We start from the raw sequence: 22153 nt of genomic DNA, 5'->3' as shown, positions 1-22153 counted from the left end.
TCAACCGTGAAGAAGATCGGGTTCCTCTCCTTCGGGCACTGGTCGCCGTCGTCGCACTCGATGGTGCGGTCCGCCCGCGACTCCCTGCTGCAGTCCATCGACCTCGCGGTCGCGGCCGAGGAGCTGGGCGCCGACGGCGCCTACTTCCGGGTGCACCACTTCGCCCAGCAGCTCGCCTCGCCGTTCCCGCTGCTCGCGGCGGCCGGGGCGCGGACCAGCCGCATCGAGCTGGGCACCGGCATCATCGACATGCGCTACGAGAACCCGCTGTACATGGCCGAGGACGCCGGCGCGGCCGACCTCATCGCGGGTGGACGCCTGCAGCTCGGCATCAGCCGTGGCTCCCCCGAGCAGGTCATCGACGGGTACCGCTACTTCGGGTACGCGCCCGCCGAGGGGCAGACCGACGCCGACATGGCGCGCGAGCACACCCGCATCTTCCTCGAGGCCCTGAAGGGCGAGGGGTTCGCGCAGCCGAACCCGCGGCCGATGTTCGCCAACCCGCCCGGGCTGCTGCGGATCGAGCCGTACTCGGAGGGGCTGCGCGAGCGCATCTGGTGGGGCGCCGGCAGCCGCGCGACGGCCGAGTGGGCCGGCGAGCAGGGCATGAACCTCATGAGTTCGACGCTGCTCACCGAGGACACCGGCGTGCCGTTCCACCGGCTGCAGGCCGAGCAGATCCAGCGCTACCGGGACGCGCGGGCGGCCGCCGGCCACGAGGGTGAGGGCCGCGTGTCGGTCAGCCGCAGCGTCTTCCCGATCGTCTCCGACCTCGACAAGCAGCTGTTCTGGCGCGAGCGGCACTCGACCGACCAGGTCGGCCACCTCGACGGCGGCAACGCGCGGTTCGGCAAGACCTACGCTGGCGAGCCCGACAAGCTCGTCGCCGAGCTCGCCGAGGACGAAGCCATCGCCGCCGCGGACACGCTGCTGCTCACCGTGCCCAACCAGCTGGGCGTGGACTACAACGCCCACGTCGTCGAGAGCGTCCTGACCCACCTCGCCCCGGAGCTGGGCTGGCGCTGAGCCCGTCAGTCGTGCGGGCCGACCGCGCCGGCCTGCACCCCGACGACGGTGCACGGGCGGTTCATCGCGTGCAGAGCGTGCTCGAGGACCCGGCCCACCACGTCGACCGCCGCCCGCGCGTCCGGCGCCTCGGTGCTGCCGGTGACCTCGAGCGCGCCGGTCGGGGCCGACGGCACGCCGCCGACCTCGGCGAGGCGCCGGAGGAGGTCGTCGAGCCCGTCCTCGTCGAGGCGCATGAGGTCGGTCACGAGGTGCACCCGGTACTCGGTCATGCCGGGAGTCTCCCGGAATCCGGCACCCCGGCGTAGTCCGGAAGCGGGCGCCTCGCGATCGTGCAGGAGAGGGTGCCGATCTCTTCGCTTCATGCGTAATGCTGTGCGTGTGGCGTCTACACGTGAGCGCGCAGAGCACGAGGAGCCCGACGACGAACCGGGCGACAGCGGCGAGCGCGTCGGGGCCGACCTGGCGCAGGCGCTCGACGAGGCAGCGCGCGGACTGATGGAGCGGGGAGACGAGGAGAGTGTCGAATACACCTTGCGCCTGATCGTGCGTGGGGCCATCCGGACGATCCCGCACGTCGAGGAGGCCGGGATCTCGCTGGTGGAGCGGAGCGGCACGGTGGAGTCCTACGCGCCGAGCAGCGACGTCGTGAGCGACCTCGACCAGTTCCAGAACGAGATCGGCGAAGGTCCGTGCCTGGATTCGATCTGGCACGAGCAGCGGACCCTGATCGACGACATGGCCGACGCGAAGGACCGATGGCCGCGCTACGCCCCGGCTGCGCTCGAGCGAGGCATCGGGTCGTTGTTGTCGTTCCAGCTCTTCGCCAGCCGCGGCAGCGCCGGCGCGCTGAATCTGTACGCCTCGGCCCCGCACGCCTTCAACGAGGGAAGCGCGGACACCGGGGCACTGTTCGCCGCTCAGGCCGCACTGGCGCTCCACGGCGCCAAGCGCGTCCAGGGACTGACCATCGCCCTCGACAGCCGGGACGTCATCGGGCAGGCCAAGGGCATCCTGATGGAGCGCTTCGGTGTCCCTCAGGAGCGCGCGTTCGCGATGCTGGTGCAGTCGTCCCAGCAGACGAACATGAAGCTCTCCGTCGTGGCGACCTGGCTCGTCGACGAACTGCAGAGGAAGCACGACGGGACGAGCGGCCAGTGAGGTTAACCAGGGGCAGCCGTCGGGGTACGTACGACGCAGGTCGGCCCGACACCCATGGGTAGAACGTCGGCCCAGGCCACGTCGGTTCTCCCAAGCGAGCCGGCGTGGCCGCCTCGGGCCGAGCCGTGGAGCCGTCGAGAGCGTCGTCGCCGTGAGCTGCTGGAACGCTCTGCTGCTAGACGTTGAAGCGGAACTCCACCACGTCGCCGTCCTGCATCACGTACTCCTTGCCCTCCATGCGCACCTTGCCCGCGGTCTTGGCGGCGTTCATGGAGCCGGCGGCGACGAGGTCGTCGTAGGAGACGATCTCGGCCTTGATGAAGCCGCGCTGGAAGTCGGTGTGGATGACGCCGGCTGCCTCGGGCGCGGTGGCGCCGATCGGGATCGTCCAGGCGCGCGACTCCTTCGGACCCGCCGTCAGGTAGGTCTGCAGACCCAGCGTGCGGAAGCCGGCACGGGCCAGCGCGTCGAGGCCCGGCTCGGGCTGGCCGATGGACTCGAGCAGCTCCAGGGCCGACTCGTCGTCGAGCTCGAGGAGTTCCTGCTCGACCTTCGCGTCGAGGAACACCGCCTCGGCCGGCGCGACGAGCTCGGCCAGCTCCTTGCGCCGCGCGTCGTCGGTGAGCACGCCCTCGTCGGCGTTGAAGACGTAGAGGAACGGCTTCACCGTGAGCAGGTTCAGCTCGCGCAGCAGCGGCGAGTTCATCCCGGCCGAGAAGAGCGTGCGGCCCTCGTTGAGCACCGCCGCCGCGGCCTGCGCCTCCTCCAGCGCGGGCCGGTTCTCCTTCTTGGTCCGCCCCTCCTTCTCCAGGCGCGGGAGGGCCTTCTCGACGGTCTGCAGGTCGGCCAGGACCAGCTCCGTCGCGATCGTCTCGATGTCGGCGGCGGCGTCGACCCGGCCGTCGACGTGCACCACGTCGTCGTCGGTGAACACCCGCACGACCTGACAGATCGCGTCCGCCTCGCGGATGTTCGCGAGGAACTTGTTGCCCAGCCCCGCCCCCTCGGAGGCCCCCGCGACGATGCCGGCGATGTCCACGAAGCTGACCGTGGCGGGCACGACCTTCTCCGAGGAGAACATCGCGGCGAGCCGGTCGAGGCGCGGGTCGCGCAGCGGGACGACGCCGACGTTCGGCTCGATCGTCGCGAACGGGTAGTTCGCGGCGAGGACGTCGTTGCGGGTCAGGGCGTTGAACATCGTCGACTTGCCCACGTTGGGGAGGCCGACGATGCCGAGGGTCAAGCTCACGGGGGTCCAGTCTAGGGATTTCGTCGGATCCGGAGCGGGCGGGCGTGCGTCGGAGGGGTTGACGGCACCTTCCCGACGACGGATGCGGAGACTCCCGTGATCGGATCTCGTTCCACCCTCGACACCCCGTTCGGCCCGTTCACCGCGGTCGTGGACGCCGACGGCGTCGTCCTCGCCGCGGGCTGGACGCCCGAGCCGGACGTGCGGCTCCTCCCCCTCGTCCACGCCACCCTCGCGCCCGCCGAGATCGTCGAGCGCGACGAGCTCGGGCCGGTGACGGCGGCCGTGCGGGCGTGGCTCGACGGCGACCCGGAGCCGGCCGCGACCGTCCCCGTCCGACAGCACGGCGGGGTGTTCCTGCAGGAGGTGTGGGCGCGGATGCGGGAGATCCCGGCGGGATCGCCGGTCTCCTACACCGAGATGGCGACACTGGCCGGCCGACCGCTGGCGCCGCGCGGGGCCGCGCAGGCGTGCCAGCAGAACGCGATCGGGCTGTTCGTGCCCGACCACCGGGTCCGCAAGGGCGACGGGTCGCTCGGCGGCTACCGGTGGGGCATCGAGGTCAAGGCGAAGCTGCTGGAGATGGAGGCCAACTGGCCCTGACCTGCGGAGTGATCGTGACTGTCGGACCCCTGTGCCACCGTGCGCGGCATGACGATCACCGGCGTCCTGGTGGGCCTGCTCCTGGGCCTGCTGCTCGGGGCGCTCGCCGGGGCCCTGGTGGCCACCCGGTTCGCAGCCGTGCGGCAGGAGGCCGCCATCGCGGAGGCAACCCGGCGCTCGGGAGCGGCGGCGTCCGCGGCCCGCGCGGAGCTCGAGGCGGAGCGGCGGGCGGGCTCGGCCGCGCGCGAGTCCTTCGCGGCGCTGTCCGCCGACGCGCTCGCCGCGAACTCGGAGCGGTTCACGCAGCTGGCCGACGCGCGGATGCGCGAGCGGGAGCGGGCGGTGTCCTCGCTGCTCGACCCGGTGTCCGCCACCCTGTCGCGGCTCGAGGGACAGATGCGCAGCGCGGAGGGCGCGCGCGAGGCGGCCTTCGCGGGGCTGCGCGAGCAGATGGGCGCGGTGGCCGACTCCGCCCGGGGCGTCGCGGGGGAGGCGCGGGCCCTCGCGTCCGCGTTGCGCACGCCGCACGTGCGCGGGCGGTGGGGCGAGATGCAGCTGGAGCGGGTCGTGCACCTGGCCGGGATGGTCGAGCACTGCGACTTCACGCGGCAGTCCACCGCGGGCGACCAGGGCGCGGCGCAGCGCCCCGACCTGGTGGTGCGGCTCGCCGGGGGCAAGCAGGTGGTGGTCGACGCGAAGGTCCCCTGCGCGGCGTACCTGGAGGCGCTGGAGGCCCCCGACGACGCGGCGCGGCGCGAGCGCACGGCCGCGCACGCCCGCCAGCTGCGGGCACACGTCGACGCCCTGTCGGCCAAGGCCTACTGGCGCAGCTTCGACCCGACGCCGGAGTTCGTGGTGATGTTCGTGCCGGGCGAGGTGTTCCTGTCGGCGGCGCTGGAGGCCGACCCGGGGCTGCTCGAGCACGCGTTCGGCGCCGACGTGGTGGTGGCCACGCCGACCACGCTGATCGCCCTGCTGCGCACCGTCGGCTACGCGTGGCGGCAGGAGTCGCTCGCCCGCGACGCCGCTGAGATCCACGCGCTCGGCCGGGAGCTGCACGCCCGGCTCGCCACGCTCGGGGGGCACCTCGGCAAGCTCGGGCGCTCCCTCGACGCCGGGGTGCGCGCCTACAACGAGACGGTGGGCTCGCTGGAGTCGCGCGTGCTGGTGACCGCCCGGCGCTTCTCCGACCTCGCGGTCACCCGGGGCTCGATCGACGAGGTGGAGCAGGTCGACCGCCGCGCCCGGGTGCCCGGCGCCCCGGAGTTCGGGGGCGAGCCCGGTGAGGCGTCGGATGCCGACGGGCGAGGGGACGCCGTAGGCGTCGAGGGCGAGGTGCGTCGGTTGACGGGCTGACCTGCGACGGGCGGGCGGGTCGGTCGTCCACGCCCGATGTTCCACCGATGCGGTCGGGTCCCGCGGTCGCGCCGGGCGCGGGGAGGCGGCGGCGCGGACGCTACCGTGATCGGGTGACCACCATGCGGGACGGCGCGGCGACGTCCGGGCCCGGCGAGGTGGGAGAGGCCTCGGCGTTCCCGGGGGTGCGGGGCCTGCGGTGGTGGGCGGTCCTGGTGCTCGCCCTGGTCCTCACGGCCGGCGGCGTCGCCGCGGACGTGGTCCGCACCGGCAGCCTGGCGGTCGTCTTCCTCGCCGCCTACCCCGCCGGGTGCGTCCTCGCGGCCGTACTCGTGCAACGGCGGGACATCTTCCTGCCGATGGTCCAGCCGCCGCTCCTGCTCGCGGTGTCGGTCCCGGTGGCCATCGCGGCGACCGGGTCGCTGCCGAGCTCGGGCGGCACGGTCTCCACCGCGCTCGCCGTCGGGGCGCCGCTGATCAACGGCTTCCCGGCCATGGCGATCACGACGGTGGTCTGCGTGGTCATCGGGTTCCTGCGGATCAAGGTGCAGCGCTGGAGTCCGCCCGAGTCCGACGTGCGTCGGGACCCGGTGCGCTCGGGGCCGGCGGGCGGAGCGGCGGACCGGGACGAGCGGACGGTGAAGGAGTCGTTCCGCGACCGCCGCCGCCGGCAGGCGGCCGACCGCCGGGAGGCCGCCGAGCGCCGCGAGGCCGCCGACCGGCGGGACGCGGCCGACCGCCGCGAGCTGGCCGAGCGCGACCGTCGCCGGGCCCAGGAGCGGGCTCGTGCGGAGCGCGACCGGGACCTGGCCGAGCGTGACCGCGCCGACCGGGAGCGCCGCGAGCGCGACCTCGCCGAGCGCGAGCGCGCCCGTCGCGAGCGCCAGGAGACCAAGCGGCCGAAGGAGCGCCCCGAGAAGGCCCGGCCGGAACGGGACCGCGAGGACGACCGCGACCGGCTGGCCCGCGGCGGTGCCGAACCCTCTGCGGCGCCCGCGGCCCGCCGGTCACCGCTCAAGGGCGCCGGCCGCGAGGAGCAACCCCCGGCCCGCGAGGAGCGGATGCGGGAGGAACGGCTGCGCGAGGAGCGTCGGGGCGGCCCCCGCCCGCCGGGCGTCCACCCGGTCCGGGAGCGCCCCCCGGAGCGCCCGCCCCGCTGAGCCCGAGTGCTGCACCGCGCAGCTCATCGAGCTCCCGGACCTGCGTCCTGTCGCACTCGGCGAGGGAGTCGGCTCCGTCAGCGCACCGCGTCCGGCCGCATGTCGCGCTTGAGCTCGCGCGGCAGCGAGAACGTCAGCTTCTCGTTGGCGGTGGTGATCTCCTCGACCTCGCCGAAGCCCCGCTCGGCCAGCCAGTGCAGCACCTCGCCGACGAGGATCTCGGGCACCGACGCACCGCTGGTGACGCCGACCGTGCCCACTCCGGCGAGCCACGCCTCGTCGATCTCGCCGGCGTGGTCGACCAGGTGCGAGTCCTTCGCCCCGGCCTGCAGCGCCACCTCGACCAGGCGCACCGAGTTCGAGGAGTTGGTCGACCCCACGACGATCACGAGATCGCACTGCGGGGCCATCGCCTTGACCGCGACCTGCCGGTTCTGGGTCGCGTAGCAGATGTCGTCCGACGGCGGGTCGGCCAGCGCCGGGAACCGCTCGCGCAGGGCGGCGACCGTCTGCATCGTCTCGTCGACCGACAGGGTGGTCTGCGAGAGCCAGATCACCTTCTCCGGGTCGCGCACCTCGACCGCGGCGACCGACTCGGGGCCGTCCACGACCTGGATGTGCTGCGGGGCCTCCCCGGAGGTGCCCTCGACCTCCTCGTGGCCCTCGTGGCCGATCAGCAGGATGTCGTAGTCCTCGCGGGCGAAGCGCTTCGCCTCCTGGTGCACCTTGGTCACCAGCGGGCAGGTCGCGTCGATCGTCTTCAGCTCGCGCTGCGCCGCCTCGGCGTGCACCGCGGGCGAGACGCCGTGCGCGGAGAACACGACCGTCGCGCCCTCGGGCACCTGCTCGGTGTCCTCGACGAACACCGCCCCGCGGGCCGCCAGGGTGGTGACGACGTGGCGGTTGTGGACGATCTCCTTGCGCACGTACACCGGAGGGCCGTAGGTCTCGAGGGCCTTCTCGACGGCGATCACCGCGCGGTCGACCCCGGCGCAGTAGCCGCGGGGCTTGGCCAGCAGCACCTTGCCGGTGGCGGCGAGGGTCTCGGGTCCCGAGGTGACGGACATGTCTCCGAGGGTACGGATCGGACCAGGTCGGGCGCGGCCGACGGCGATGTGACCAGCGCCGGTGCGACGGGGCCGTGGCGATTCGCACACGACCGCACGATCCTGGCAGGCTGGGGCCATGAGTTCCCTCCCGTTCCCGGTGCGGGTCGCCGCCGGACTGGTCGTCACCGCGGTCGAGGAGGTCCAGGCCCTCCCGCGGACGATCGTGGGTCTGCCGATCACCGCGGTCAGCACCGTGCTCCAGCTGTCGATGCGTGCCCAGCAGGTCGTCACCGAGCTGGCCATCAAGGGCGACACCGCGCTCGAGGGCGCCCGCCCGGTCGAGGACGCGCCCTCGTGGGCCCGGTTCGACGACGACGTGTCCACCACGCCGGCCTCGGTCGACCGCGCCGCGACCAACGGCCACTCCCGGCCCGCGATCGCCGCCGTCGGGAAGGCCCCGAGCACGCCGAGCACCCCGGGCACCACCCCGGACGCCCTGCCCGGCTACGAGACGATGACGATCGCCCAGCTCCGCGCCCGGCTGCGCACCCTGTCGGTCGACGACCTCACCGAGCTGCTCGCGTGGGAGTCCGCCCACGCCGACCGGCCGCCGTTCGTGACGATGCTGACCAACCGGATCGCCACCCTCACCGCGGAGCAGTGAGCGCAGCGGTTCCCGAGCCGGCCACCAGCCCCGAGTCGCCGTGGCCGGTGCGCACGGTCGCGCTGAAGGTCTCGAAGTGGATCGACCGGCTCGGCCCGGTGTGGGTCGAGGGGCAGCTCACGCAGCTCACGGCCCGCACCGGGACGGCGTTCCTGACGCTGCGCGACCCGGCCGCCGACGTCTCGCTCTCGCTGACAGCGCCCACCCCGCTCGTCCGGGAGAAGGCGCTCACCGAGGGGCAGCGGGTCGTCGTCCACGGCAAGTTCTCCTTCTTCTTCGGCCGGGGCACGCTCTCGCTGCGCGTCGACGAGGTGCGCGCCGTCGGGGTCGGGGAGCTGCTCGCCCGCATCGAGCGGCTCCGGGCGCTGCTCGCCGCCGAGGGACTGTTCGACACCGCCCGCAAGCGCCGGATCCCCCGGCTGCCGGGCTGCGTCGGGCTGATCACCGGCCGGGCCAGCGCCGCCGAGCACGACGTCGTCACGGTCGCGACGACCCGGTGGCCCGCGGTGCACTTCCGGGTGGAGAACACCGCGACCCAGGGCGTCCAGGCCGTGCCGCAGATCCTCGACGCCCTCGACGCGCTCGACCGTGATCCCGCCGTCGACGTCATCGTCATCGCCCGCGGCGGCGGCAGCGTCGAGGACCTCCTGCCGTTCTCCGACGAGGCCCTCTGCCGCGGGATCGCCCGCTGCCGCACCCCGGTCGTCACCGCGATCGGCCACGAACCCGACACCCCGCTGGTCGACCACGTCGCGGACGTCCGCGCCGCGACCCCCACCGACGCGGCCAAGCGCATCGTCCCCGACCTCGCCGAGGAGACCGCCCACCTCTCGGCGCTGCGCACCCGCGCCCGGCGGGCCCTGCACGCGTGGGTGGAGCGGGAGGACGCCCTGATCGCCCGGCTGCGCGCCCGCCCGGTGCTGGCCGACCCGCTGCGCACGATCGACGTCCGCGCGGGCGAGGTCGCCGCGCTCACCGAGCGGGCCCGACGCACCGTCGATCGGGGCCTGCGCGAGCGGGAGGCCGACATCCGCCACCGCCGCGCCTCGCTGACCGCCCTGGGCCCGGCCGCGACCCTGACCCGCGGCTACGCGATCGTGCAGCGGGGCGGCGAGGTGGGCTCGCCGGTCCTGCGTGCCGCGGCGGACGCGCAGCCCGGGGACCTCCTGCGCGTGCGGCTCGCCGACGGCGCCGTCACCGCCCGGGTGGAGGCCGCCGAGTGATGGCGATGGACCATCGCTGACACTGGACGTCAGGAATCGCACACGCTCGCGGAGGGGACCATGGCCGACGACGAACCCGGCTACGAGCAGGCCCGCGACGAGCTCGCCCAGGTCGTCGCGAAGCTCGAGGCCGGCGGCCTGTCGCTGGAGGACTCCCTGGCGCTGTGGGAGCGGGGCGAGGCGCTGGCCCGGGTGTGCGAACGTCACCTCGCGGGGGCGCGCGCGAAGGTGGACGCGGTGCTCCGGGAGGCGGAGTCGGAGGACACCCCCGGTCCGGCACACTGACCTCCCATGGGGCCGGAGGAGGACTGGGAGCGCGCCATCGCGGACGCCCACGACGGCTACCACGACGAGACCCGGCGCCACCGCGACCCGGACGTGCTCGTCGAGGACGTCGTCACCTGGCGGATGCTCTCCCCGCACCTCATGCGGGCGCTGGCCTTCCTGGTCACCCCGACGGTGCTGCTGCTGATCTGGCTGCTGCTGGACTACCTGGCCTCGACCTCCAGCCCGTCGATCACCGGGCGGCTGCTGATGAACGTCCTGCTGGCCGTGGTCGTCGTGCTCTACCTCGCGGGGCTCGCCGCGTTCTTCGCGCCCGCCAAGGAGCCGATCGCCGAGTACTCCCGGCTGCTCGAGAACCGCGCCGGCGCGGCCCGGGGCGCCTACGACTGGGTCACCCGCGCCGCCCGCGCCCGCCGGACACCGGCCGAGGTGGCGCCGAGCACGGTCGCCGGGGTGCCCGTGCTGCTGTTCCGGCAGCGCGCGGAGCGGGCGATGCTGCTCGTGCAGCCCTACGGCCGCGACCTCTACGTGGGCTGGACGATGTGGCGCTCCCGGTCCACGGCGACCCTGCTGGCGCACTTCCTGCGCGACACCTTCGGCCGCTTCGCCCCGCTGCCGGTGTTCTCGGCGGAGCTGCGTGCGGCGTCGACCCGCGCGATGCGGGAGAGCGTGCACTCCCTGGCCCGGGAGGGGGTGGCGGCGGCCGCCCACGCGGACGCCGCCGCGGCCCCGTCCCGACGGCGGGAGGAGACACCCACCGAGGCGGCCCCCGAACCGGGTGAGCCGGAAGCCGGGGCCGTCCCGCCCCGTCGTCGGGAAGGCCTGCCGCGATCGGCACCGGCGACGACCGACGCGTGGCTGGCCGACCAGCCCGAACGTGAGTACGCCGTCCGCGACGAACCCGGCTGGGGCCCGCCCCCGCGGTGAGGTGTGAGTGGCCCCGTTCGCACGTCAGGTGACAGCGACGGACCAGAGCTGACGCGGGACCTACGGCGCCTGCCTCGCCGCCGTGATCAGCTGCACGAAGCGGGCGGGCGTGGCGTTGCCGGTCACCAGCCAGCGCACCCCGCCCACGTCGGTCACCCAGATCGGCTCGCCGCGCTGCCCGCGGTACGTCGCCCACGTCAGGTCGCCCGCGCTCACCGGCGGCCCGGCCTGCGGCTCGCCCCCCTCCGAGGCGACGAGGCCCTCGGCGGAGCCGTTCGACTGGACGAGGCGGACGAACGCGTCGTCGGGCGTGAGCCAGCCCAGCCGGAACGCCCGCCCGCCCGGCACGTCGCGGGTGTCGGTCGACTGCGCGATCCAGTCCGCGGGCATCGCCGGGCCGCGCACACGGAACGGCAGCGACCCGGACGCCGCCCGGGTGGCCTCGGCGACGTCGACCCGGGGCACCGAGGCGCGGTCGACCGCGCCCGGGGGCGACACCGAGCAGGCCCGGGTCAGACCGGTGAGGGCGAGGACGACCAGCGCGAGCACGATCGTCCCGACGGCGAACGGACCGATGCCTCCGATGCGGTCGGACCGCGGGGAACTCATGCGCTCCATCGTTCCAGTGGCGCCCGACGCCCCGCCGGACCATGCCCTGATCTGGGAGGATGACGGCCCCCGACCCCGTAGGAAGAAGGAGCGCGCCCGGTGAGTTCACCCACCCGCCGTCCCGAGGCCCCGGACCGCAACCTGGCCCTCGAACTCGTCCGGGTGACCGAGGCGGCGGCGATGGCGGCCGGGCGGTTCGTCGGGCGCGGCGACAAGAACGGCGGCGACGGCGCGGCCGTGGACGCGATGCGCAAGCTCATCGGCACGGTGTCGATGCGGGGCGTCGTGGTGATCGGCGAGGGCGAGAAGGACGAGGCGCCCATGCTGTTCAACGGCGAGGAGGTCGGGAACGGGGACGGCCCGGAGTGCGACGTCGCGGTCGACCCGGTGGACGGCACCACGCTGATGGCCAAGGGCATGCCGAACGCCCTCGCCGTGCTCGCCGTCGCCGAGCGGGGCGCGATGTTCGACCCGTCGGCCGTCTTCTACATGGAGAAGCTCGCGGTCGGGCCCGAGTACGCCGACGTCGTCGACATCACGAAATCGGTGAAGGAGAACCTCCGCGCGATCGCGAAGCGCAAGGGCGGCGGCATCCCCGACGTCACGGTCTGCGTCCTCGACCGCCCCCGCCACGAGCAGCTCGTCCAGGAGATCCGCGACGCCGGGGCCCGGATCCGCTTCATCTCCGACGGCGACGTCGCCGGGGCGATCGCCGCGGCCCGCCACGAGAGCGGCGTGGACATCCTGCTCGGGATCGGCGGCACGCCGGAGGGCATCATCGCCGCGTCCGCGATCACCTGCCTCGGCGGGTCGTTCCAGGGCCGGCTCTGGCCGAAGGACGACGAGGAGCGCGAGAAGGCGCGGGCCGCGGGACACGACCTGGAGCAGGTCCTGCACACGAGCGACCTCGTCCGCGGCGAGAACATCTTCTTCTGCGCGACCGGCGTCACCGACGGCGACCTGCTGCGCGGCGTGCACTACCGCGCCGGCGGGGCCACCACGCAGTCGCTGGTGATGCGCTCGAAGTCCGGCACGGTGCGCCTCATCGACGGCTACCACCGGCTGTCCAAGCTGCGCGAGTACTCGTCGTTCGACCTCGGCGGGGAGGACGAGGGCGGGCAGGAGTCGCCCTGGGTGTAGGTGCCTGCACAATGACGACCATGAGCAGCAACGGCGCCCAGGAGTACCGGACCGAGCACGACACGATGGGTGAGGTCCAGGTCCCCGCTGAGGCGCTCTACGCGGCCCAGACCCAGCGCGCGGTGGAGAACTTCCCGATCTCCGGCCGGCCGATCGAGCCCGCCCAGATCCGCGCGCTGGGACTGGTCAAGGGCGCGTGCGCCCGGGTCAACAAGTCGCTGGGCGTGCTCGACGCGGGCATCGCCGACGCCGTCGCCGCGGCGGCCGACGAGGTCGCCTCCGGGGCGCACGACGGCGAGTTCCCGATCGACGTGTTCCAGACCGGCTCGGGCACGAGCTCGAACATGAACGCCAACGAGGTCATCGCGACGCTGGCCTCGCGCTCCAGCGGGCAGAAGGTCCACCCGAACGACCACGTCAACGCCTCGCAGTCCAGCAACGACGTCTTCCCGACGACGATCCACCTCGCGGCCACCGAGGCCGTCGTCCGGGACACGATCCCCGGGATCGACCACCTCGCCGCGGTGCTGAACCGCAAGGCCCAGGACTGGAAGCACGTGGTCAAGTCCGGCCGCACGCACCTCATGGACGCCGTGCCGATCACTCTCGGCCAGGAGGCCGGCGGCTGGGCGACCCAGTGCAGCCACGGCACCGAGCGGCTGCGCTCCGCCCTCCCCCGGCTCGGCGAGCTGCCGATCGGCGGCACCGCGGTCGGCACCGGGATCAACACCCCGGAGGGCTTCGGCGGCAAGGTCGTCGAGGAGCTGCGCCAGGCCACCGGCATCCCGGAGCTCACCGAGGCCCGCGACCACATCGAGGCCCAGGGCGCCCGCGACGGCCTCGTCGAGATCTCCGGCGCGCTGCGCACCGTCGCCGTCAGCCTCTACAAGATCGCGAACGACGTCCGCTGGATGTCGTCCGGCCCCGCGGCGGGCCTCGCCGAGATCCGCATCCCGGACCTGCAGCCGGGCAGCTCGATCATGCCCGGCAAGGTCAACCCGGTGATCTGCGAGGCCACGATGATGGTCTGCGCCCAGGTCATCGGCAACGACGCGACCGTCGCCTTCTCCGGCACCCAGGGCAACCTCGAGCTCAACGTCATGATGCCGGTGATGGCCCGCAACATCCTGGAGTCGGCGCGGCTGCTCGCCAACGCCGCCCGCCTGCTCGCCGACCGCGTCCTCGAGGGCACCGAGGCCGACGAGGAGGCCTGCCGCCGGTACGCCGAGTCGTCGTCGGCGATCGTCACGCCGCTCAACCGCCTCATCGGCTACGAGGAGGCCGCGAAGATCGCGAAGAAGGCGATGAAGGAGCGGAAGACGATCCGCGAGGTCATCGAGGACGACGGCTACGTCGCCGACGGCAAGCTCACCCAGGAGCAGCTGGACACCGCGCTGGACGTGCTGGCCATGACGCGGGTGGACAGCTAGGGCGAGCGGAGCGACGGGGGAGGGACCGGTCATGCTCTTCTCCCGGGTCGTCGGGACCTCGGGCGAGGTCGGGGCGACCCGGTCCCGCAAGGCCAAGACCGCGGCGCTCGCCGCGGTCCTGACCGACGCGGACCCCGAGGAGGTCGCGCCGGTGACGGCGTGGCTGGCCGGGTTCATGCTCCAGGGCCGCACCGGGATCGGCTGGCGCACGCTGTCCGGGGTCGAGGTCGAGCCGGCCGCGGAGCCGTCGCTGGGCGTCGTCGACGTCGAGGCGTCCCTGGAGCGGCTCGCGGAGCTGGCCGGGTCGGGCACCGGGGTGGGCGCCCGACGGTCCGCGGAGCTCACCGCCCTGCTCGGCGCCGCCACCGCCGACGAGGCCCGGTTCCTGGTCCGGCTGCTCGGGGGCGAACTGCGGCAGGGCGCGCTCGAGGGCCTGATGGTGGAGGCCGTCGCCGCCGCGGCGGAGGTCCCCGCCGACGTCGTCCGGCGCGCGTTCATGCTCTCCGGGCAGCTGCCGGAGACCGCCCGGACGGCGCTGAACAGCGACGACCCGGTGGCGGCGCTGTCAGCGGTCGGGCTCGAGGTCATGCGACCCGTCCGCCCGATGCTCGCCTCGCCCGGCGACTCGCTCGACGACACGCTCGCCGACCTGGGCACCGAGATCGTCGTCGAGCACAAGCTCGACGGCGCCCGCATCCAGGTGCACAAGCAGGCCGACGAGGTGCGGGTGTGGTCGCGCACCCTCCACGAGATCACCGAGGCCGTCCCGGAGATCGTCGCGCTAACCCGCGACCTGCCGGTCGACACCGTCGTGCTCGACGGCGAGACCCTCGCCGTCGCCGAGGACGGCCGGCCACGGGCGTTCCAGGAGTCGATGAAGGGGCTGGGCAGCGGCGCCATGCAGCCCTGGTACTTCGACATCCTGCACCGCGACGGCCGCGACCTGGTCGACGAGCCGCTGGAGACCCGCCGTCGGGAACTGGCGGAGGTGGTGGGCGACCGGGTGATCCCGTCGGTCGTGCGGCCCACGCCCGAGCGCGCGGCGGAGGCGATCGACGAGGCGCTGGCCGCGGGCCAGGAGGGCTCGATGGTCAAGGCGCTCGACTCGACCTACAGCGCGGGCCGCCGCGGGAGGTCGTGGCAGAAGATCAAGCCCGCGCACACCTTCGACCTCGTCGTCCTGGGCTGCGAGTGGGGCTCCGGACGACGGCGGGGCTGGTTGTCCAACATCCACCTCGGCGCGCGCACCGACGGCGGGTTCGTCATGGTCGGCAAGACCTTCAAGGGCATGACCGACGAGACCCTGCGCTGGCAGACCGAGACGTTCCCGCGGTACGAGACCTCCCGGGACGCCTACACCGTGTACCTGCGCCCGGAGATCGTCGTCGAGATCGAGCTCGACGGGGTGCAGACCTCGACGCGCTACCCCGGGGGCGTGGCCCTGCGCTTCGCCCGGGTGGTCCGCTACCGCGACGACAAGCCGGTGTCCGAGACCGACACCCTCGAGGCGCTGCGGGCCCTGCGGCGCTGACGTCAGCCCGCCCAGCGGTCGGGACGCTGCTCGACGACCAGGCGCGTCGCCGCGAGCGTCACACCGTGGTCCGCGAGGAGCCGCGCCGCGGTGTGCCCGGGGTGCAGCAGAGCGAGCAGCACGTGTTCGGAGCCGATGTGGCGGTCGGAGAGCCGGATCGCCTCGCGCAGGGCGAGCTCGAGCGTCTTCTTCGCCTGCGGATCGAACCGGATGTGCCCGGCCCGCCACTGTCCACGGGGACGGTCCAGCGCGCCCGGCCCGAAGGCCCGCTCGGCCGCCCGGCGCACCGCGTCCAGGTCGATGCCGAGGGCGGCCAGCGCCGCGGCGTCGTGCGGACCGGGCGACGCGAGCCCGCGTTCGACCTCCTCGGTCCCGACCCCCGCGGCGCGCAGCAGCTCCGCGCCCGGCGTCCCCGGGCACCGCAGGAGGCCGAGGAGGAGATGCTCCGGGGCGACCCGGTCGGCCCGCCGCTGCCGGGCCTCCTCCTGCGCGAGGACCACGACCCGCCGGGCCGCCTCGGTGAACCTCTCGAACACGTCCGTCTCCCGTCTACCCGAGGATGCGGCGGTACTTCTTGTGCACCGCCTGCCGACTGATCCGCAACGCGTCGGCGATCTGCTGCCAGGACCACCCCTGGTCGCGGGCCGACCGCACCTGCAGTTCCTCCAGGGACTCCTGCAGCCCGCGCAGGGCCGCCACCGCCGCCAGGCCCACGGCCGGGTCCGTACTGGACGCCGCCGCGGCCACCGCCGTCGCATCGCTCACCGTGTCAACCTAGGTTGACGACACCGTTGGTGTCAACCAGAGTTGACGACGAGGTCCCGGTCACGTGCGGCGGGAGCGATCGTGACAACGGGGCACCCCATCTTCGTGCGCATGCTCACGACCGTCACGGGCTCCCCCTCCCACGCCCGGGCCGCCCTGCCGTTCGTCCGGGCGCTGGAGGGCACCGACCACGAGGTCGTCGTCGCCTGCCCGCCGGACCTGGCGTCGGTGTTCGACGACGCCCCGGCGCGGGTCGAGCCGGTCCTGACGCCGATGAGCGAGGCCGCGGCACGCTTCGTCCCCCAGATCGAGGCGCTGGGGCCGGACCCGGATCCGGCCGCCGTCGTGGCCCGGGTGTTCGGCGGCGAGCACCTCGTCGACGAGGTGCGGGCGCTGCGGTCGGCGTGCGGCCCGGTGGACCTCGTGCTGCGCGACGGCGGGGAGTTCGCGGGCCTGCTGTACGCCGAGGAGCTAGGCGTGCCGCACCTGCCGGCCCCGTCCGGAGCGGCCCACGTCCTCGATCCGGCGCACCTGGGCCCGCTGCTCGACGAGCGGCGGACCGCGCTCGGGCTGCCCCGCCCGACGTCGGACTCGCTCACGCCGTACGGCCGGCTGGACTGCATGCCGCCGTCGTTCTCCTTCGCCCCGGACTGGCTGCCGGAGCCGTTCGCCTTCCGCCAGGACGACGAGGTGGACCGCGGCGGCCGGCTGCCGGAGTGGGTGGCGGCGCTCCCCGACGGCCGCCCCCTCGTCCTCGCGTCGCTGGGGACGGCGCTGCCGATGATGCAGAACTCCGGCCGGACGCCGCCGGGCGGGCCGCCCGCGGACCCCGCGGCCGGGCTGCGCGCGCTGGTCACGGCCGCGAACGCGGTGGATGCGGAGATCGTCGTCGCGACCGGCGGCCTGGAGTGCGACGTCGAGCCCGCCCCGCACGTGCACCTCGAGCGGTGGGTGCCGCAGCCGCTGCTGCTGCAGGTCACCGATGCGCTCGTGACGCACGGCGGCTACAACACGGTGCGCGAGGCGGTCCGGCACGGCGTGCCGATGGTCGCGTTCCCGCAGTTCGGCGACCAGTTCGCGAGCGCCGGGCGGATCGAGTCGCTGGGGCTGGGCCGGCAGGTCGACGGCGACTCGCTGGCGGAGGGCCTCACGGCGGTCCTCGCCGACGCCGTGGTGCGCGGCCGCGCACGGGCGGCGCAGCGGGCGATGCTGGCGCTGCCGGCGATCGACGCGGACTGGCCCGCCGTCGTGGACCGCCGGTGGTCACGGGACGGGTAACCTGTGCGCACGTGCGGTTCCTCGACGGCCACGTTCCGGCTCACGACCTGACCTACGACGACGTCTTCCTCGTCCCCGAGCGCTCCGACGTCGCCTCCCGCTTCGACGTCGACCTCGCGGTCGCGGACGGGTCGGGCGCGACGATCCCGGTGGTCGCGGCGAACATGACGGCGGTCTCCGGGCGCCGGATGGCCGAGACGCTGGCGCGCCGGGGCGGCATGGCCGTCATCCCGCAGGACGTCGACGCCGACGCCGTGGCCGACATCGTCGCCGGGGTGAAGTCCCGGCACGCCGTCTGGGACACCCCCGTCGTCCTGCACCCGGGTGAGGCGGTGGCCGACGCGCTGAACCTGGTCAGCAAGCGGGCGCACGGCGCGGTGGTCGTGGCCGACGAGGGCGGGCGCCCGCTCGGGGTGGTCCGCGAGGCCGACTGCACGGGCGTGGACCGGTTCACCCGGCTCGCCGACGTGCTGGTCCCGGCCGTGACGGTCTCCGTGGGCACCGAGCCGCGGGCCGTGTTCGACGCGCTGTCCGCACCGGGCGCCGTCGACCTCGCGCTCGGGGTGGACGGCGACGGGCGGCTCGCCGGGGTCCTCACCCGCACCGGCGCGCTGCGCGCCGAGGTCTACGCGCCCGCGCTGGACGCCGACGGCCGGCTGCGCGTCGCCGCCGCGCTCGGCGTGAACGGCGACGTCGCGACCCGCACCAAGGAGCTCGTCGCGGCCGGGGTGGACGTGCTCGTCGTCGACACCGCCCACGGCCACCAGGAGAAGACGATCGCCGCCCTGCGGACCGTGCGCGAGGCCGCGCCGGACGCGGTGGTCGTCGCGGGCAACGTCGTCACCGCGCAGGGGACGATCGACCTCATCGAGGCAGGCGCCGACATCGTCAAGGTCGGGGTCGGCCCGGGCGCGATGTGCACGACGCGCATGGCGACCGGCGTCGGCCGGCCGCAGTTCTCCGCGGTCGCCGAGTGCGCCGCGGCCGCCCGGGACCGGGGCAAGCACATCTGGGCCGACGGCGGGGTGCGCCACCCGCGCGACGTGGCGCTGGCCCTCGCAGCGGGCGCGTCGGCGGTGATGGTCGGCTCGTGGTTCGCCGGCACCTACGAGTCGCCGGGCGACCTGCTGCGCGACGAGCACGGCGCGCCCTACAAGGAATCGTTCGGCATGGCGTCCAAGCGCGCCGTGACCGCCCGCACCCGCACCGACTCGGCGTTCGACCGCGCGCGGAAGGGCCTGTTCGAGGAGGGCATCTCGTCGTCGCGGATGCGCCTGGACCCGGCCCGCCCCGGCGTCGAGGACCTGCTGGACTCGATCTGCGCCGGCGTCCGCTCGGCGTGCACCTACACCGGGGCCACCACGCTCGAGGAGTTCCACGCCCGGGCCGTCCTCGGCATCCAGTCGGCCTCCGGGTTCGCGGAGGGTCGCCCGCTGCCGACCGGGTGGTGAGCCGACCGACCCCTCCGCATGAGCGAAGGGCACCATCGGTCGGATAGACGGGCCATGGGCGCCCACCGCCATCCGGCGCCCCGCTGACCGAAGGGCCCCTCCGCTCGATCTACTCGACCGGAGGGGCCCTTCGCTCGATAACGGGACTAGGCGCCGCCGGCCTCGCCCTCGAGCATCTCGGTGACCAGTGCCGCGATCGGCGAGCGCTCGGAGCGGGTCAGCGTGACGTGGGCGAACAGCGGGTGGCCCTTGAGCTTCTCGATCACCGCGGCGATCCCGTCGTGGCGGCCGACCCGCAGGTTGTCGCGCTGGGCGACGTCGTGGGTGAGCACGACCCGGGAGTTGGTGCCCAGCCGGGAGAGCACCGTGAGCAGGACGTTGCGCTCCAGGGACTGGGCCTCGTCGACGATCACGAAGGCGTCGTGCAGGGAGCGCCCGCGGATGTGGGTCAGCGGCAGGACCTCGAGCATGCCGCGCTCGATGACCTCCTCGACGACGTTGGTCGAGACGAGCGCCCCGAGCGTGTCGAACACCGCCTGCGCCCAGGGCGCCATCTTCTCGTTCTCGCCGCCGGGCAGGTAGCCGAGATCCTGCCCGCCCACCGCGTACACCGGGCGGAACACGACGATCTTGCGGTGCTGCTGGCGCTCGAGGACCGCCTCGAGGCCGGCGCACAGGGCCACGGCGGACTTGCCGGTCCCGGCGCGGCCGCCGAGCGAGACGATCCCGACGTCCGGGTCGCTCAGCAGGTCGATCGCGATCCGCTGCTCGGCGGAGCGGCCGTGCAGCCCGAAGACGTCGCGGTCGCCGCGGACGAGGCGCACCTGCTTGTCCGGGGTCACCCGCCCGAGGGCGGACGAGCCGCCGCCGAGCATGCGCAGGCCGGTGTGGCACGGCAGGTCGCGGGCCGCCTCGACGTCGGTGAGGCCGTCGGCGAACAGGTCGGTGATCTCCTGCGGGTCGGCGGCCACCTCGGCCATCCCGGTCCAGCCGGAGGTGACCACGTCCTGGGCGTGGTACTCGTCCGCGGGCAGGCCGACCGCGGCGGCCTTGACCCGCAGCGGCATGTCCTTGGTGACGAGCGTGACCCGCGCGCCCTCGGCCGCGAGGTTCGCGGCGCACGCGAGGATCCGGGAGTCGTTCTCACCGGTGCGGAAGCCCGCCGGCAGGACCGAGGGGTCGGTGTGGTTGAGCTCGATCCGCAGCGAACCGCCCTCGGGGGTGATGGCGATCGGCTGGTCCAGACGGCCGTGGGTGATGCGGAGGTCGTCGAGGAGGCGCAGGGCCTCCCGGGCGAACCAACCGAGCTCCGGGTGGTGGCGCTTGCCCTCGAGCTCGGTGATGACCACCAGCGGGACGACCACCTCGTGCTCGGCGAAGCGGGTGGGGGCCCACGGGTCGCTGAGCAGGACGGACGTGTCCAGGACGTATGTGATCCGGCTGGTGATCGGGGTGACCGACGGGGGCTGTGCGACGTGCTCTGCGCTCACGGCTACTCCCTCGTGCCGGTCGCGACACCCACGACCGGAGTCCTCGCTGGACGAGAAGACCTACGTCGTGATGCGGCGCCGTCGGGGCGGCCCCCCGCCGGGGGACCTGCCTCTCCGGCGCCGTGCGCGAGGACCGGGTGCCGGCCCTCCCGCCGGATCGCCCGGGCCGGGGACCACGACCGCCGGGGCCCATGCCCCGGCGGTGCCGCGGCACCGCGTCCCGAACCGACCCGTCACGTTCTCCGGCCTCCCCGGACGGGCCGCATCCGCTACGGCACCGTCGAGGCGGACGCTACAGCCGACGACCGGTCGTTGTCGCGCGCCGAGCGTGACAATTTCGGGGCTGACATCACACCGTGGGTGACATCGGTGTGTCGTCGGCGTGGCGGGGGTACCGCTCGCCGCGATCCGGCACCCTGGTCTCCCGGCGCAGCGCCGCCGGGGTCCACGACTCGTCGAGCAGCCGTGCGAAGCGCGTGCCGGCGGCCGTCCCGGCCGGGCGGGCGTCCAGCCACGGACGCACGAGGCGGGTCCCCTCGACGTAGGTCGTGGTGTGGATGCGCCAGCGCGGATGGCCCAGGAACCCGAGCATCCGGTCCGCCCGCGCGTCGTCCACGAGCAACCACCGGCGGAGGTGCTCCCGGGCGCTCCGCTCGCGGTCGACCCCCGGGGAGGCGTGCAGCAGCAGGGCCGCGTCCTGGCGGACGGCGTCGAGCGGGCCGCTCGCGACCTCGACCGCCTCGCCCAGGGCGGCGTGCGCCGGGTCCGGACCCGGCACGCCGGCCTCCTCGAGACACCGGGCCGCCCACGGCCCCCAGCCGCTGCCGACCACGGCGTCGAGGCCGACCTCCGCCGCGCCCTCGGCCACGAGGCTCTGGGGCGTCCGGGCCAGCAGCAGCGTGCGCTCGGGCAGCGACGTCCCCTCCGTGCGCACCGCCTCGGTGTGGTGACCCGGGTAGGCCTCGTGGGCCGCGAGCGGGGGCAGGTGGCTCCACCGGTGGCCGGCGTCGGCGGCGACCTGCATCACCGAGCGGCCCGGCGCCACCCGGTGGCTGAATCCCGCCCACGGCGCCCCGTCGACGATCTCGAGGTCGAGACTCTCCCCGGGCGGGAGCCCGACGGCGGCCACGGTCGCCGCGCGCAGCCCGCGCAGCAGGCTGCCGGTCGCGTCGCGCAGGACCGACCGCGGCACCACGTCCCGGGCCCGGAACGCCGCCAGCGCCGCGGGCAGCCGGCGGCGTGGGACGCCCAGGAGCCCGGCGAGTGCGTCGTGGGCGGCCGCGTACCGGTCCGTCCCGCCCGGGCCGACCTCCACCCCGAGACACTCCCGGACCTCGGCGACGAACCCCGGCCCGCGCCCGAGCGCCCGGTCCGCGATCACGGCGCAGGCGGCCAGCTGGGCGTCGAGGAACTCGGCACGCCGCCCCGGGACCCCGACGAGCCGGTGGCGCAGCGCGACCGCCTCCCGGCGCAGGCCCTCCGGATCGGGGGGTGGTCCCGCGGCCACGGCGCGTGCCGTCCGCGGGTCACCGAGGTGGGCGTCGACGAGCCCGGGCACCACGCGTCCGAGGCGCAGCCCGAGCCGCACGTAGGCCTCCGCGACCCCCTCGAGGGTCTCGCCCGGGTCCGATCCGTCCACCGCCGAGCGACGTTACCCCTCGTGGCCCCGATCGGCCTCGGACCGGACGCCGCGTCGCTGAATACGACGGACGTGTGTCGAGGTGGATCACGCAGCGAGAACTGAATGGACCTAGCG

22 protein-coding genes are annotated in these 22153 nt (G+C 74.4%); 14 read left to right on the top strand and 8 right to left on the bottom strand.

What is annotated here, in order from left to right; genetic code table 11:
- Positions 1-6 precede the first annotated feature (6 nt).
- Positions 7-1026, top strand: a complete 1020-nt coding sequence (locus WCD74_RS06840; protein WP_337694077.1) for an LLM class flavin-dependent oxidoreductase — start codon at positions 7-9, stop codon at positions 1024-1026.
- A 5-nt stretch (positions 1027-1031) separates the two neighbouring features.
- Here WCD74_RS06840 and WCD74_RS06835 read toward each other — a convergent pair whose 3' ends face one another.
- Complete coding sequence (locus tag WCD74_RS06835) at positions 1032-1298, bottom strand: hypothetical protein (RefSeq protein ID WP_337694076.1); 267 nt, start codon at positions 1296-1298, stop codon at positions 1032-1034.
- A gap of 91 nt (positions 1299-1389) precedes the next feature.
- Here WCD74_RS06835 and WCD74_RS06830 point away from each other — a divergent pair, with 91 nt between their 5' ends.
- Positions 1390-2187, top strand: coding sequence for an ANTAR domain-containing protein (locus WCD74_RS06830; RefSeq protein WP_337694075.1), 798 nt, complete (start codon positions 1390-1392; stop codon positions 2185-2187).
- 175 nt (positions 2188-2362) lie between these two features.
- Here WCD74_RS06830 and ychF read toward each other — a convergent pair whose 3' ends face one another.
- A complete protein-coding gene (gene ychF / locus WCD74_RS06825) occupies positions 2363-3436 on the bottom strand; it encodes a redox-regulated ATPase YchF (protein WP_337694074.1) in 1074 nt (357 codons plus the stop codon).
- A 96-nt stretch (positions 3437-3532) separates the two neighbouring features.
- On the opposite strand from ychF, the gene WCD74_RS06820 reads away from it, so the two are divergent.
- The 3 genes from WCD74_RS06820 (at position 3533) to WCD74_RS06810 (ending at position 6555) form a co-directional block, all read left to right on the top strand.
- A complete protein-coding gene (locus WCD74_RS06820) occupies positions 3533-4039 on the top strand; it encodes a methylated-DNA--[protein]-cysteine S-methyltransferase (RefSeq protein ID WP_337694073.1) in 507 nt (168 codons plus the stop codon).
- A 48-nt stretch (positions 4040-4087) separates the two neighbouring features.
- Positions 4088-5395, top strand: coding sequence for a DNA recombination protein RmuC (locus tag WCD74_RS06815; protein WP_337694072.1), 1308 nt, complete (start codon positions 4088-4090; stop codon positions 5393-5395).
- Positions 5396-5517: 122 nt separating this feature from the next.
- On the top strand, positions 5518-6555 hold the full coding sequence (locus WCD74_RS06810; protein WP_337694267.1) for a DUF6542 domain-containing protein: 1038 nt from the start codon (positions 5518-5520) through the stop codon (positions 6553-6555).
- Positions 6556-6632: 77 nt separating this feature from the next.
- Here WCD74_RS06810 and WCD74_RS06805 read toward each other — a convergent pair whose 3' ends face one another.
- Complete coding sequence (locus tag WCD74_RS06805) at positions 6633-7622, bottom strand: 4-hydroxy-3-methylbut-2-enyl diphosphate reductase (RefSeq protein WP_337694071.1); 990 nt, start codon at positions 7620-7622, stop codon at positions 6633-6635.
- 118 nt (positions 7623-7740) lie between these two features.
- Between WCD74_RS06805 and WCD74_RS06800 the strand changes: the two genes are divergently transcribed.
- Genes WCD74_RS06800 through WCD74_RS06785 form a run of 4 tightly spaced genes read left to right on the top strand, consistent with a single transcriptional unit; the run spans position 7741 to position 10703 of the window.
- Positions 7741-8268, top strand: a complete 528-nt coding sequence (locus WCD74_RS06800) for a lipid droplet-associated protein (protein WP_337694070.1) — start codon at positions 7741-7743, stop codon at positions 8266-8268.
- A complete protein-coding gene (gene xseA, locus WCD74_RS06795; protein ID WP_337694069.1) occupies positions 8265-9491 on the top strand; it encodes an exodeoxyribonuclease VII large subunit in 1227 nt (408 codons plus the stop codon). The genes WCD74_RS06800 and xseA overlap by 4 nt, the downstream gene beginning before the upstream one ends.
- Before the next feature lie 60 nt (positions 9492-9551).
- Entirely contained in the window at positions 9552-9776 is a 225-nt protein-coding gene (locus tag WCD74_RS06790; protein WP_337694068.1) for an exodeoxyribonuclease VII small subunit, read from the top strand.
- A 6-nt stretch (positions 9777-9782) separates the two neighbouring features.
- Positions 9783-10703 (top strand): hypothetical protein, encoded by a 921-nt coding sequence (locus tag WCD74_RS06785; protein WP_337694067.1) that lies wholly within the window; start codon positions 9783-9785, stop codon positions 10701-10703.
- A 60-nt stretch (positions 10704-10763) separates the two neighbouring features.
- Here the strand turns inward: WCD74_RS06785 and WCD74_RS06780 are convergent, their stop codons facing one another.
- Complete coding sequence (locus WCD74_RS06780) at positions 10764-11312, bottom strand: DUF4245 domain-containing protein (protein ID WP_337694066.1); 549 nt, start codon at positions 11310-11312, stop codon at positions 10764-10766.
- A gap of 99 nt (positions 11313-11411) precedes the next feature.
- Between WCD74_RS06780 and glpX the strand changes: the two genes are divergently transcribed.
- The 3 genes from glpX to WCD74_RS06765 are packed head-to-tail and all read left to right on the top strand — an operon-like array spanning position 11412 to position 15413.
- A complete protein-coding gene (gene glpX / locus WCD74_RS06775) occupies positions 11412-12452 on the top strand; it encodes a class II fructose-bisphosphatase (protein WP_337694065.1) in 1041 nt (346 codons plus the stop codon).
- A gap of 20 nt (positions 12453-12472) precedes the next feature.
- Positions 12473-13882 (top strand): class II fumarate hydratase, encoded by a 1410-nt coding sequence (locus tag WCD74_RS06770; RefSeq protein ID WP_337694064.1) that lies wholly within the window; start codon positions 12473-12475, stop codon positions 13880-13882.
- A 31-nt stretch (positions 13883-13913) separates the two neighbouring features.
- Complete coding sequence (locus tag WCD74_RS06765) at positions 13914-15413, top strand: ATP-dependent DNA ligase (protein ID WP_337694063.1); 1500 nt, start codon at positions 13914-13916, stop codon at positions 15411-15413.
- 2 nt (positions 15414-15415) lie between these two features.
- Here the strand turns inward: WCD74_RS06765 and WCD74_RS06760 are convergent, their stop codons facing one another.
- Together WCD74_RS06760 and WCD74_RS06755 are read right to left on the bottom strand one after the other, a co-directional pair.
- On the bottom strand, positions 15416-15949 hold the full coding sequence (locus WCD74_RS06760; protein ID WP_337694062.1) for a Clp protease N-terminal domain-containing protein: 534 nt from the start codon (positions 15947-15949) through the stop codon (positions 15416-15418).
- A 13-nt stretch (positions 15950-15962) separates the two neighbouring features.
- On the bottom strand, positions 15963-16178 hold the full coding sequence (locus WCD74_RS06755; RefSeq protein ID WP_337694061.1) for a helix-turn-helix transcriptional regulator: 216 nt from the start codon (positions 16176-16178) through the stop codon (positions 15963-15965).
- A gap of 111 nt (positions 16179-16289) precedes the next feature.
- Between WCD74_RS06755 and WCD74_RS06750 the strand changes: the two genes are divergently transcribed.
- Together WCD74_RS06750 and WCD74_RS06745 are read left to right on the top strand one after the other, a co-directional pair.
- A complete protein-coding gene (locus WCD74_RS06750; RefSeq protein ID WP_337694060.1) occupies positions 16290-17456 on the top strand; it encodes a glycosyltransferase in 1167 nt (388 codons plus the stop codon).
- A gap of 11 nt (positions 17457-17467) precedes the next feature.
- Complete coding sequence (locus WCD74_RS06745; protein ID WP_337694059.1) at positions 17468-18907, top strand: GuaB1 family IMP dehydrogenase-related protein; 1440 nt, start codon at positions 17468-17470, stop codon at positions 18905-18907.
- Positions 18908-19053: 146 nt separating this feature from the next.
- Here WCD74_RS06745 and phoH2 read toward each other — a convergent pair whose 3' ends face one another.
- Both phoH2 and WCD74_RS06735 read right to left on the bottom strand, forming a co-directional pair.
- Positions 19054-20397: an RNA 5'-3' helicase PhoH2 gene (gene phoH2 / locus WCD74_RS06740; RefSeq protein WP_337694058.1), complete on the bottom strand. Its 1344-nt coding sequence runs from the start codon at positions 20395-20397 to the stop codon at positions 19054-19056.
- Positions 20398-20746: 349 nt separating this feature from the next.
- Positions 20747-22036 (bottom strand): DUF885 domain-containing protein, encoded by a 1290-nt coding sequence (locus tag WCD74_RS06735; RefSeq protein WP_337694057.1) that lies wholly within the window; start codon positions 22034-22036, stop codon positions 20747-20749.
- Positions 22037-22153 lie beyond the last annotated feature (117 nt).

The organism is Actinomycetospora aurantiaca (genome assembly GCF_037401875.1).
Lineage (GTDB): Bacteria > Actinomycetota > Actinomycetes > Mycobacteriales > Pseudonocardiaceae > Actinomycetospora > Actinomycetospora aurantiaca.
This window is presented reverse-complemented; position numbering and strand designations above follow the sequence as displayed.